This is a genomic window from Streptomyces sp. NPDC057638 (assembly GCF_042800315.1).
In the GTDB taxonomy this organism is placed as follows: Bacteria; Actinomycetota; Actinomycetes; order Streptomycetales; family Streptomycetaceae; genus Streptomyces.
Genome location: NZ_JBHVHF010000055.1, coordinates 21,307 through 32,981 on the forward strand (window position 1 = coordinate 21,307; position 11,675 = coordinate 32,981).

Below are 11,675 nucleotides of genomic sequence, written 5' to 3' on the forward strand. Positions count from 1 at the left end.
GGGGCAGCACCCACCCCCCGCGACCGTCATACGGATGCCACGCGAAGGTGAGGCGTCCTCCTCCCCCGGCCCGTGGATCAGAGTCCGAGCGCCCGCGCGGCGAGCGCGGTCCCCTTCACCCTGGCCGCGATCTTGGCGAACGCGAGATCGCGGGACGTGGAGGTGTCGTCGGCGAAGGGGGAGAAGCCGCAGTCGTCGCAGGTGCCCAACTGGTCCACGGGGATATGGCGGGCAGCCGTCAGTACCCGGTCGCGCACCTCCTCGGGTGTCTCCGCGATGGGCGTCACCGGATCGGTGACCCCGACGAAGACCCGGATTCCCGGGCGGAGCTGCTCCGCGATGATCCGCAGCACCCGTTCCGGGTCGGGCTCGCTCGCCAGCTGGACGTAGAAGGCGCCGACCTTCAGCTCGAACAGTCTGGGCAGCAGCTCCGCGTAGTCGACGTCGAGACTGTGGGTGGAGTCGAGGTCACCGCCGGGACAGGTGTGGACACCCAGGCGGTCCCGGTCGGCGTCGCTGAACCGGTCGAGCACCCCGTTGTTCAGAGCGATGAAGTCATCGAGCAGTCCCCCGCTCGGGTCCAGCTTCAGGGACAGCCGCCCCTCGGTGAAGTCGAGCTGCACCCGGTGGGCGCCCGCGTCCAGACAGCGGCGGATATCGGCCTCGGCCCCGTCGGCGAGATCACTCAGGAACGTCTCACGGGGATAGCCGTCGAGGCCCTCGGCCGGATACAGCAGGCTCAGCGCGGACGGAGCGATGACCGCTTGCTTGACCGGTCGGCCGGTGTGGCGGCGCGCGAGGGTGAGATAGGTGTCGGCGTGGACCCCATAGCGGAAGGGACCGGCCGTCAACCGGGGCAGCTGCCGGGTGTGACCGTCCGCGAACGGGATGATCGCACCGCCCGGAGCGATGGTCTCCAGACCCGCGAGCGGGTAGGTGGCGAAACTGGGCTTGGACTGCTCACCGTCGACCAGGACGGGGCAATCCAGCTCTTCGAGCCGGGCCAGGGTCTCCACCGTGGCCTGTTCCCGGACCTTCTGTAACTCCTCGTCCGTCAGCCGCCCGTCGGCGTGCTCGGCAAGGGCCTCCTGAAGGGCACGGGGCCGGGGAATACTGCCGATCGGTTCCGTGGGGATCGTCATGCAGAGGACCCTAGGAAGCGGTGTGAGGCACGGCAAGAGGGTCCGTGCCCGCTCACTCGTTCGGCGCGAGCGCCGTACCGGCGTCCGTCAGCCGCCGCACGAGCGATCCGGTGTGTCCGTCCGGCGATACGAGCGGTCCGGGGCCTGTCAGGCGCTCCGGATGGTCCAGCGCCCGCCAGGCGGTACGAGCGGTCCGGCGACGTCACACGCGTACGCCTGGCAGGCATGCTCACCCGCCGTACGAACGGTCCCGCGTCGGGCGAACGCCGACTCCGGGGCAGGAGCCCAGCGCCCCTTGTGCCCCGACGGACGGCCGGAGACGGGCGGACGGCCCGGATCCCTCCGGTCAGCCGTCCGTGCCCGTCTCACCGTCCCGGGTCAGGGCCGGTTGTTCTTGCCCTCAAGCCACAGCGTGTCGGAGTCATCGTGGTGGGCGCCGCCCGAGCCGACGTGCTTCGCGGAGATCTGCGCGCCGTTCTTGAACACATGCACCAGGGCCATGCCATGGCCCCGGCCCAGGCCGTAGTCCTCCTTCAGCCACTCCAGCACCGGGCCCGCCTTGAGGCTCGGACCCTCGAAGCCTCGCTCCTGCGCCAGCTCGATGAACTGCCGGGGCGTCAGGCCCGTCTTCTCCTCGATGTTGTCCAGATACGCCTGGAAGGACATGCGCTCCTCGCTTCCCCATGCGCCGACGCCCAACGCGCGGCCAACCACCCCAAGACTGCACCCCTCGCCAGATCCGTAAGGTCACTTGACGGGCCATCAGTGACACTTCGGCAAGTCGTCGCCACCTGGCACCCGGGGTGCCCCGTCCCCGGCTCCCGGCACGGGCCGGTGCCGCCTCCCGCCGACGCGGCCAGGGGCTCCCCCACCCACGACCTGACCTCTCGCCACGCACCGCCCACCGTGGTCAGGACGTCGGCTCCCGGGACCCGCGTATCCGGCACTGACACATCCGGGGCGCGGGCTCACTCACCGCGAGGTCGGCGCCGGTTCTCGGGCGAGGCGCTTCAGCGGCACGCGACGCGTGCCCGCGCGTTCCGCGCCTGACCCGGTGCGGCGCGGAACCGGTACGGCGCGAACCGGTGCGGAGGACGCCCGGGACGCCTGGCCCGGTCCGGACCGGTTCCGCGCCGTGGAGGGTCGGTGGGTGTGCGCCGCATGGTGGACAATCGGCGGGGCGCCCGCAGCGGGGCGCCGTCTCGGGGCCGGGCGACAGGTAGCCTCCGGCCATGACTGACACCGAGACGATTGAGCACACCCCGCAGGTCTGGACCGCGGGGAGACTGCGCGAGGCCCTGGCGGGGCTTCCTGACGAGACGCCCCTGCATATCGGGGTGGCGGACGGGCCGGGTGACTTCGCGGGGTACGGGGAGTTCGTCCTGGTGGATCTGGACCGGGTGGAGAAGGAACTGCCGGGACAGTCCTCGGGGCTGATCGAGTACACCCTGTTCGCGGACTACACGGCCGGGCAGTACGAGCCCGATCCCGCGTGACGCCGAGTGCGGCGCGGCCCGGCGAATCCCGGGCGAGCCACCGGAGATGACGGGTGAGGGGTACGGATGACGTCCTGACCTGGGGTGCCGTCAGCGGCGGTGGCGGCGGGTCGGACGCGTGACACACCTGTGGGCCCCTCGTCCGTGCGGCGAGCGGCCCGCTGAGGCGGGACCCCTTCCCCAGACCGCCCTTCACCCCTCACCTCCCGGCCGCGGAGGGCCGTTACCGCGGACGCGGGGCCTGCCCGGGAGCGGAGGCCCGTACCCGGAGGCCGAAACCGTGGCCGTGGTCAGCCCCGGGGCGGATACTCCAGCCGTGGACAGACGCAGTGCACTTCGCCGCAGACCGGATGGGGTCGGGCGATCCGTCGCGCGGGGCTGTTGACCAGGCTCTCCGCGTAGTGCGCCGGCGGCTCCCGGTAGGGACTGCTGGTCCCGCACGTGATGCAGGACCAGCGGGCGAAGAGCCCCTTCACCCGCGCACCGCATCCTGTGCACTCATGCTCGGTTATCTCCGGAAGCATGCGCTCCTCCTTCCGACTTCCTCTTCCCCGCGGCGGTTCTCGGACCAGCGCCACCCGGATGGGACCGCCTGGACGGGACCGTGGTCCGCCCGATCCGCGACTCCCTCACGGCTGTGGAGGAACGTACCCATTCGGCGCCCCGCGATGGCCTGTCATCGCGTGAGATGGGGCACGTCCTGGTGCGTTGCCCTTCCGACGCGGAACGCGCGGCACGGGACGCTCAGAGCGTGCCGCGACGGTACGCCGACGGGCATGGCCGTGTCGGGGCGCCGTGCGTCCCGGCCGGGGGCCGGGACGGCGGTCGGCCTCACTCCCCGGTCAGCTCGGCCAGCTTCGTCACGGTGTTCCAGTTGCGTGCGGTGACCCGCAAGCCCTTGAGCAGGGCCGGGCGCTGGAGAACGGGGGCGAGCCGGGAGACGCCGAGCCCCTCGGGGGCGTACAGATAGACCACGCGGTCGCCGAGGCGGTACTCCTCGGGGAGGTAGGCGGCCGGGTCCACCGGGGCGAAGCGCTCCGGTGTGACGGGCCCGTCGCAGAAGACGGCGTGCAGTTGCCGTCCCGCGAGGTCTGCCGCGGGGAAGGGGCAGGCGTCCACGACGGCCCGCAGATACGGTCCGGAGCGCACCAGACACGCCACGCTGAAGCCGAAGCGCCGTTCGATCGCCGCTTCCAGCGCGGCGGCCAGCGCGGCCTCGTCGTCGGTGGTGTCCGCATGGGTACGGAAGACGGCGTTGCCGCTGTTGAGATGGGTGCGCACGGAGCTGTGCCCGAGTTCGGTGAGCAGTTCCCGCAGCTCAGGCATGGGGACCTTGTTGGCTCCCCCGACGTTGATGCCCCGCAGAAGGGCGGCATAGGTGTGGGTCACCGGATCACCCTAACGACCCACCCGGAGCACGGTGCTTGATCTCGCCGGCGGCGGGCTGCCGCCAGCCGGGGCAGGTATGTCCCCGGACGCTGATCCGCTCCGCGGGGACCGCGCCCCGTGGGGTGCGGCGCCCGGCCCTTCTCCCGCGCACGCGGTCGTCGGCAGGGAACGGCCGCCTCGGCGGGCCCTTCTCACGGGTACGCGGTCGTACGGCTCGCCCGTCCTACAGGTCGGCCACGAGAAGCCGGTAGCCGACGTCGAGCGCTTCGCGGTCGAGCAGGTCGGAATGGCGTCGGTGCCACCGGCCGGAGCGGAGATCCTCCGACAGCCGGTCCAGACCCGGCTGGATGACGTCGTCGCCGATCTGGGCGAACAGCGAGATACCGGCGCGGACCTGGGGATCGAGATAGGCCCCGGGGCGGCGCCAGAAGGCGGCGAGGAATCCGTCGGCGCAGTCGTGCGGGATGGGGACGGTCTCGACGCGGGCGCCTCCCAGCAGCGTGGCCAGGCGCTCGACCGCGACCGCTCGGGTGTCGTCGACCGCGGCCGCCTCGGGCAGATACTCGTCCAGCAGCCAGAACCCGCGGCTGACCTCGTGGTCGAAGGTGAGGATGACGATCCGACGCCGGGCGATACGGCGGAGTTCCCCGATGCCCGCCTCCAGATCGCTCCAGTGGTGCACGGTCAGCAGGGCCATCGCCGCCTCGGCCGCGTCGTCGGCGAGGGGGATCGACTCGGCGGACGCCGCCAGGGCGGGCGCGGATCCGGCTGGGCGCTGGGCGATCATCACTGAGCTGGGTTCCACGGCCCATACGGTCTGCGCGGGTTCGTAGGAGCCGGTACCGGCGCCCACGTTGATCACGGTGGCGGCGCCGCCGAGGGCCTGCTGGATTCTGGCGGCGATACGGGGGTCGGGTCGCCGGGTGCCCGCGTAGGTCGCGCCGATGCTGTTGTAAGTCGCCATACCGCACGCTATCCCCTCCCACTGACACCGGGAAGAGCGCTCGGCGCGGGCTCGTCCCGTCGACGCCGCCGCCGGGACGAACCTCACCCACCCGGCTACGCCCCACACCTCACGCGCCGGTCCACACCGCCCGTCCCCACGGCCCGTTCACACCCCTGGTCCGCGCCCCCGGGCCGCGGCGTCGTGGCGGGCCCGGGGACTGGGGACGCTCCGGACAGGAAGCGGCGGCTGGGCGGCGCGCGCCGGGGACGGCGCTCAGACGTACTCCGGCGCCATCGCCGTCGCCATCCTCAGCTGTGTCTCCCCCTCCTCGGCCCGCCCCAGGCGCTGGAGCGTGCGCCCGAGCATGAGCCGTGCGTACGCGTCGTCGGGCCGGTCCATGACCAGTCCCTCCAGGACGGCGTGGGCCCGGGTGAGCTGTGCGGAGTGGAAGTAGCCACGGGCCGCGAGCCGTCGCACGTTCGGATCGTGCCCGTGGCCGTCGAGCAGGGGCCGGAGCAGGGTGAGGGCCCCCAGCGGATCCCGCTGGTCCAGCAGTGAGGCGCACCAGCGCAGTCGGCGCACCTCGTCGGGCATCTCGCGCTCCTGGCCGCCCCGGACCAGGAAGTCGGCGATGACCTCGGGCGACTGGGCGCCCGCGAGGGCCCGGTCGCCGACGACGATGGTGGGCGAGGTCGTCACCGCGCGCGCCTTGCCTTCCAGGAGGAGTTCGCGCACCTCCCGCTCGCCCGCCGTGCTCCGCAGCTGCGCGCCCGCCGCGTCGAACCCGGCGTCGGCGGCGAGTTCCGTGAGCAGTTCGCGCTCACTGATGTCGGCGCCGTCAAGGAAGTACGCCCGCAGGACGCGTTCGGCCATCGCGTTCTGGAGCGCGGGGCCACCGTGCTCCAGCGCCAGATACAGCAGCCGGTGCGCGTGGTGGCTGCTGGCCCGCCAGGCCGCGCCCCAGGCGGGCCCGAGCCCTTCCGCGGCCGCGACGGCCGAGATGCGGACCCGGTTCTCGGCGGGGCTCAGTCCCGGCGCGCACTGGCGCAGGGCGGCGTCCACCAGAGGGTCACGCCAGGCCTCTTCCAGGGGGATGGCCTGGTCAGGGGCGACGGGGTCGATCCTGAAGGGCCGCCAGACCACTTCGGCCCCGGCCAGTTCGGGTCTGTTCCGCAGCGCCCGCTCCACCCGCCGCTTGCCGATGTACGCCCATGCGCAGACCACGTCCGCCCAGATCTCGATTCTCATGACCGGCACACTAACCAACATCTGTCGATTAGAAAAGCGACAGGTGTCGTCTACTCTGACCCCATGAATCTGGACGACCCCCGTGCCCAGCGCACCCGCGCCCGGCTGCGCGCCGCGATCCTGGAGCTGACGGTGGCCAAGGACCCGGCGGCGATCACCATGACCGAGGTGGCCCGGCATGCCGGGGTGAACCGGGCCACCGTCTACCAGCACTTCCCGGATGTGAACGCCCTGGTGACGGACGCTATGGAGGACGCGGTGACCCATGTAACGCGCGCCGCCGCGCTCTGCCCGGTGGACGCGCCGCGCGACACGGTCCCGGCGCCGCTGGACGCCCTGTTCCGTCATGTCTCCGATGGCGCCGCGCTCTACCGGCGCATGCTCGGCACCCAGGGGAGCACGCTGTTCACCACCCGGTTGCGGGAGCGGCTGACCGGCGAACTCACCACGTCCTTCCGGGAGGGACGCCGTCCCCCGGGCTTCGAGGACGTACCGGTGGAGCTCCACGCGGCCTATCTGGCGGGCGCGCTCATGGGCGTGCTCACCACCTGGATCACCCAGGAGACCCCCGCCCCGGCCGACGGGACCGCGCTCGCCTTCTGGCGGCTGTTCCGCTCCTGACCAGCGCGGTCGGACCCCCGGCAGGGGGCCAGGGCGCCGCGGGACGCCTCATGGCGATCCCGTTGTCAGTGGCACCGCCTAAGGTCGGCGCATGACTGATCGTGAGACTTACGCACCGCTGGTGTTCTTCGAGTACGACCACCATCAGGGCAGGTACTGCCTCATGCTGACCGATGACGCCATGGTGGCCCGGGAGGATGTCTTCAGCGCGTACGGGTACGACGGCGGCGGCTACGCGTGGACGGGCGTCGCCCGGTGCATCGTGCGGACCTGGGAGCCGGAGGAGGCCGGGCGCGTCGGCTTCGATCCCGAGGCCGGGATGTTCGTCGCCTACGGCGAGGACCCGGAGGCGCTGAGACGGCTGGGGAAGCTGATGCGGGAGGCCTTCGAGGACCCGTCGGTGCTGCGGGAGTACGTCAGGGACGGTGAGCCCGACTGGTTCGACTGACGAGCCCGCGTCGGTCGGCCGTCCCACGCGGTCGCCACCGCTGGGACCGGACCCGCCCGGCTCCCGGTCCGGGACCGGGACGCCCGGACGGGACCCGCCTCCGGCGGTGCCCGCACGATGGCGCACTCCCGCGCCGGGGGGAGATCACCGGGCCGCCATCGGCCCGTCGGCCGCGGTTCAGCGGGCACTCCGCGGGTCGCACCACAAGCCCGTGCCCAGCGGAGCGCCCCATGGCTCAGCCACTCGCGTTCGGGAGCGGCGTGGGGCAGGTGCCGCCGGGCTCGGTGAGCAGTTCGAAGTGCCACATCTCGTTCGCGTAGACCTGACAGAGACCGAACCGCGCGCCCTTCCTGATGAGCCAGTCGTCGGCGTCGGTCGGCCCGATGTCGATCGCCGTCCCCGTGACATGCCCCGACTTCTCCGGTGTGGCCACGAACTCCTTCGCCTTCGCCAGGCCGCCGTGTCGTCGCACGGCCCGGTCCAGGAGCAAGCGCTGGTACTCCGCGCTGCGCCAGCCCGAGGTGACGTGGAACTCGATCCCGTCCCGCCGTGCCGCCTCGGCCGCCTGCTGTACGGCCGTGAGCAGCTTTCGGTCGAGACGGCCGAGTGCGGGGTGGTCGGTGTCGAACGGGGTGACGCGATCCCCCTTCGCGATGGCTCCGCTCTCCGCCGTGCCCAGCCGGTCCGGCCCTGACGCCGACCCCGACCGTCCCACCGCGTCGCTCACCGCCGCCCGGATCCGTTCGGCCGGCTCGCCCTCCCGGTCGGCGAGGGCCCACCAGCCCGTTCCCGCCAGCACCACCGTGGCCAGGGCCGCGACGAGGGGGGCGCGCGCTCCTCGGCGGCCCTCCCCCGCCCGTACCGCCGCGCCACCCCGCTTCTCCCGCTCCGTCCCACGCACCAGCCGTCCTCCAGACCTCGTACTCCGTCGTTGACGCCCTCAGTGAAGGGGGTGGGGTGTTCCGCCGCCGTCTTGGATTTCGGATACGTTCGCGATAGGTCCGCCGTGGTGTCATGACGGACGGACAAGCCGGGGCGCTGGCCGGGAACAGGGTCACCGGCACAGCCACGGCGGGGAACGGAGAGAGGCCGCATGCGGGTGCTGATCGTGGAGGACGAGCCCTACCTCGCCGAGGCGGTGCGGTCGGGGCTGCGTCTGGAGGCCATCGCGGCCGATATCGCGGGCGACGGGGCGAGCGCCCTGGAGCGGCTGGCGGTCCACACCTATGACGTGGTGGTGCTCGACCGTGACATCCCGGGGGTCCACGGGGACGAGGTCTGCCGGACCATCGTCGAGCACCGGCTCGGCTGCCGGGTGCTGATGCTGACGGCCGCGACCCGCCTGGACGACAAGGTCACCGGCTTCGAGCTGGGCGCGGACGACTACCTCACCAAGCCCTTCGACCTGCCGGAGCTGGTGGTACGGCTGCGCTCACTGGCCCGGCGGCCGAAGGAGAGCGCGCCGCCGGTGCTGGAGTACGAGGGGATCCGGCTCGACCCCTTCCGGCGGGAGGTCTACCGGGAGGGGCGCTATGTGGCACTCACCCGCAAGCAGTTCGCCGTCCTGGAGATCCTGATCACCGCGCGCGGCGGCGTGGTCAGTGCCGAGACGCTGCTGGAGCGGGCCTGGGACGAGCACACGGACCCCTTCACCAACGCCGTACGGATCACCATCTCCACCCTGCGCAAGCGTCTGGGCGACCCCACCGCCATCCACACCGTGGCCGGGGTCGGCTACCGGCTGGGTCCGGCGGAGGCGTCGTGAGCGGGTCGGTCGCACCGCCGGGGAACGGACCTCTGGCGGAGCACCCCGCGGCGGCGGAGTCCGTGCTGACCTGGCGGCCCAGACGCCTCACCGCGCGGGCCCGGCTGACCCTCAGCTACGCGTTCTTCGTGGTCGTCGCCGGTGTGTTCTCGCTCGGTGTCATCTACGTGGCCATGTACGCCGTCCCCAACTATCCGCTGACCTCCGCCAACCCGCGCGAGGCGCACGTGGCGCCCTCCCGCGAGGAGATCCTCGCCTCCCTGCTGCGTGCCTCGGGGTTCGTCCTGGCGCTGCTGGCGATCGTCGGCCTGGTCGGTGGCTGGTTCATCGCGGGCCGGGTACTGCGTCCGCTCCAGGACATCACCCGGGCGGCCCGCCGGGCGGCGGAAGGCTCGCTCGACCACCGGATCGGCCTCGTCGGACGCCGGGACGAGTTCACCGATCTCTCCGACACCTTCGACGAGATGCTGGAGCGCCTCCAGCGGTCCTTCGACGCCCAGCGACGGTTCGCCGCCAACGCCTCCCATGAGCTGCGCACCCCGCTCGCCGTCAGCCGCACCCTGCTGGACGTCGCGCGGGCCGACCCCGGCGGTCAGGACTATCCGCAGCTCGTCGCGCGGCTGCGCGAGACCAACGAGCGCGGCGTCGAGCTGGTGGACGCCCTGCTCCAGCTCTCCGCCCTGGAGCACTCCCCGCCCGCCCTGGCCCCGCTCGACCTGGCGGAGATCGCCGCCGAGGGGCTCGATGTGATCCGTGCCGAGGCGGCCGCCCGGGGCGTCGAGGTCTCGCACGACCTCACCCCGGTCCCGGCCACCGGCAACGAGGTCCTGCTGCGCCAGCTCACGGTGAACCTGCTCCAGAACGCCATCCGCCACAACCTGCCGACCGGCGGTTCCCTGACCCTGACCACCGGCCCCGACCCGGACTCTCCCCGTGACGCCCTTCTCACCGTCCGCAACACCGGACGCCCGCTGTCCCCGGCGGCGGTCGCCACCTTCACCGAGCCCTTTCTGCGGGGCGAGGGCCGGACCGCCGCCGCTCCCGGCCGTCGTGACCACGGGCTGGGGCTCGCGATCGTGACCGCCATCACCGACGCCCACCATGGGGTCCTGACCCTGAGCGCCCATCCCGAGGGCGGACTCACGGCGACCGTACGGCTGCCGGGCGCGGACGACTGAGACGACGGACACCGGCCCGTCGCCGGGCCGGGCCGTGGGGGCTGTGGCGAACCGGCTCCCTGGTGCGGGCCACCCCTCTGACCAGGGCCGGAGCCGTTCCGGGTGCGGGTGGTGCGCCCTGCTGAGACGCTGGCCACTGGTCATGGGCCGCCCGCGGACCAGGCGGTGGGGGCCAGCCCGTCCGGTGGCCCCTCGTGCTCCGCACGGCCCGTCTCCCGGCCGATGACCTCACGCCCACAGAGAGGAACCGGCATGAAGTCCTCGCGTACCCGTACCGTCGTGCTCGCCACCGCCCTCGCTGTTCCGTTGGCCCTGGGAGGCATCGGGCCCACGGCACTCGCGGAGGGTGTGCCCGCGAGTTCCCCGAGTCCGTCGGGCTCCGCCGGACCGTTCGGCCCGGAATGTGCCAAGCTGCCGAACGGGGGGAAGGGCGGCGACATGGCCCGGCAGAAGGTGGCGGACGCGGTGGCGCAGAGCCCCCAGCTCACGGAGCTGGCCTCCGCCCTGCGTCAGGCAGGTCTGACCGGACCTCTCAACGACGCCAAGGAGATCACCCTCTTCGCACCCGACAACGAGGCCTTCCAGGACCTCACCGCGGCCGAGCGCGAGGCCCTGTTCAACAACCCGGACCAGCTCAAGCGGGTGCTCAACTACCACGTGGTGGAGAAGAAGATCACCCGCGACGACCTGCCGAACGGCTCGTTCACCACCCGCGAGGGCTCCAAGCTCACCACGTCCGGCTCGGGCGACCGGTTCGAGGTCAACAACGAGGCGGACATCGAGTGCGGAGGCGTCAGGGTGGCCAACGCGACGATCGAGGTCATCGACGAGATCCTGATGCCCCCGCCCGCCTCGCCCTCCCCCTCACCCTCACCCTGACGTCCCCGCACCACCCGGCACCCGCGTGCGCCCGAGTCGGCGCACGCGGGTCGGCGCTTGCCTTGACGCCCGCGTCAACCTCTACTGTCGCGACCATGCGCATCGGAGATGTCAGGGATGACAGGTCCGGACGCGGTCACGGACGCGACGTTCGGGAAGGAGGTGCGGGAGGCGGACCGTCCCGTGCTGGTCGAGTTCACCGCGGCCTGGTGCCCGTCGTGCCGTCAGATGGCCCCCGTGCTGCGCGCGCTCGCCGAGGAGCACGGGGACCGGCTCAAGGTCGTCACCGTCGATGTGGACACCAGTCCCGCCACGGCCGCGGCCCACCAGGTGCTGTCGATCCCCGCCTTCTTCGTCTACCGGGGTGGCGAGCCGGTGCGGTCGCTGGTGGGCGCCCGCTCCCGGCGACGCCTCCTCCAGGAGCTCGGGCTGGACGACGTCATGGAGACCACCGCCCTGGTGTGAGGCAGGAATGCGCGAGCCGGGACCGGTGTCAGGGCCTCTCCCCGTGGGGCGCGGGCCCAACGCCCGGTCCGCGTACGGCGCCGGGGGAGGCTCAGGGC

General features: G+C 72.4%; 14 protein-coding genes. 7 read left to right on the forward strand and 7 right to left on the reverse strand.

Features of this window, described 5'->3' with window-relative positions; translation table 11 throughout:
* Nucleotides 1–77: 77 nt before the first annotated feature.
* Both ACFVIM_RS10945 and ACFVIM_RS10950 read right to left on the reverse strand, forming a co-directional pair.
* On the reverse strand, nt 78–1,142 hold the full coding sequence (locus ACFVIM_RS10945; RefSeq protein WP_384300370.1) for a cobalamin-independent methionine synthase II family protein: 1,065 nt from the start codon (nt 1,140–1,142) through the stop codon (nt 78–80).
* 378 nt (nt 1,143–1,520) lie between these two features.
* Nucleotides 1,521–1,808, reverse strand: a complete 288-nt coding sequence (locus ACFVIM_RS10950; RefSeq protein WP_384300371.1) for a DUF4287 domain-containing protein — start codon at nt 1,806–1,808, stop codon at nt 1,521–1,523.
* A gap of 566 nt (nt 1,809–2,374) precedes the next feature.
* Between ACFVIM_RS10950 and ACFVIM_RS10955 the strand changes: the two genes are divergently transcribed.
* Nucleotides 2,375–2,638, forward strand: coding sequence for a DUF6225 family protein (locus tag ACFVIM_RS10955; RefSeq protein WP_384300372.1), 264 nt, complete (start codon nt 2,375–2,377; stop codon nt 2,636–2,638).
* A gap of 290 nt (nt 2,639–2,928) precedes the next feature.
* Here ACFVIM_RS10955 and ACFVIM_RS10960 read toward each other — a convergent pair whose 3' ends face one another.
* The 4 genes from ACFVIM_RS10960 to ACFVIM_RS10975 form a co-directional block, all read right to left on the reverse strand.
* Entirely contained in the window at nt 2,929–3,162 is a 234-nt protein-coding gene (locus ACFVIM_RS10960) for a hypothetical protein (RefSeq protein WP_384300373.1), read from the reverse strand.
* Nucleotides 3,163–3,469: 307 nt separating this feature from the next.
* Nucleotides 3,470–4,027, reverse strand: coding sequence for a DUF1697 domain-containing protein (locus ACFVIM_RS10965; RefSeq protein WP_384300374.1), 558 nt, complete (start codon nt 4,025–4,027; stop codon nt 3,470–3,472).
* 223 nt (nt 4,028–4,250) lie between these two features.
* Nucleotides 4,251–4,991, reverse strand: coding sequence for a methyltransferase domain-containing protein (locus tag ACFVIM_RS10970; protein WP_384300375.1), 741 nt, complete (start codon nt 4,989–4,991; stop codon nt 4,251–4,253).
* Nucleotides 4,992–5,246: 255 nt separating this feature from the next.
* Nucleotides 5,247–6,221, reverse strand: a complete 975-nt coding sequence (locus tag ACFVIM_RS10975) for a DsbA family protein (protein ID WP_384300376.1) — start codon at nt 6,219–6,221, stop codon at nt 5,247–5,249.
* 63 nt (nt 6,222–6,284) lie between these two features.
* On the opposite strand from ACFVIM_RS10975, the gene ACFVIM_RS10980 reads away from it, so the two are divergent.
* Complete coding sequence (locus ACFVIM_RS10980) at nt 6,285–6,842, forward strand: TetR/AcrR family transcriptional regulator (protein WP_384300377.1); 558 nt, start codon at nt 6,285–6,287, stop codon at nt 6,840–6,842.
* Nucleotides 6,843–6,933: 91 nt separating this feature from the next.
* Nucleotides 6,934–7,290, forward strand: coding sequence for an immunity 51 family protein (locus tag ACFVIM_RS10985; protein ID WP_384300378.1), 357 nt, complete (start codon nt 6,934–6,936; stop codon nt 7,288–7,290).
* A gap of 235 nt (nt 7,291–7,525) precedes the next feature.
* On the opposite strand, the gene ACFVIM_RS10990 is transcribed toward ACFVIM_RS10985, so the two are convergent.
* On the reverse strand, nt 7,526–8,191 hold the full coding sequence (locus ACFVIM_RS10990) for a M15 family metallopeptidase (RefSeq protein ID WP_384300379.1): 666 nt from the start codon (nt 8,189–8,191) through the stop codon (nt 7,526–7,528).
* Nucleotides 8,192–8,383: 192 nt separating this feature from the next.
* On the opposite strand from ACFVIM_RS10990, the gene ACFVIM_RS10995 reads away from it, so the two are divergent.
* The 4 genes from ACFVIM_RS10995 (at nt 8,384) to ACFVIM_RS11010 (ending at nt 11,577) form a co-directional block, all read left to right on the forward strand.
* The gene (locus ACFVIM_RS10995) at nt 8,384–9,055 is read left to right on the forward strand and encodes a response regulator transcription factor (RefSeq protein ID WP_384300380.1); all 672 of its coding nucleotides are present in this window, start codon (nt 8,384–8,386) and stop codon (nt 9,053–9,055) included.
* Nucleotides 9,052–10,233, forward strand: a complete 1,182-nt coding sequence (locus ACFVIM_RS11000) for a sensor histidine kinase (RefSeq protein WP_384300381.1) — start codon at nt 9,052–9,054, stop codon at nt 10,231–10,233. The genes ACFVIM_RS10995 and ACFVIM_RS11000 overlap by 4 nt, the downstream gene beginning before the upstream one ends.
* A gap of 252 nt (nt 10,234–10,485) precedes the next feature.
* On the forward strand, nt 10,486–11,112 hold the full coding sequence (locus ACFVIM_RS11005) for a fasciclin domain-containing protein (RefSeq protein WP_384300382.1): 627 nt from the start codon (nt 10,486–10,488) through the stop codon (nt 11,110–11,112).
* 108 nt (nt 11,113–11,220) lie between these two features.
* Nucleotides 11,221–11,577, forward strand: a complete 357-nt coding sequence (locus ACFVIM_RS11010) for a thioredoxin family protein (protein WP_384300383.1) — start codon at nt 11,221–11,223, stop codon at nt 11,575–11,577.
* The last annotated feature ends 98 nt before the right edge of the window (nt 11,578–11,675 follow it).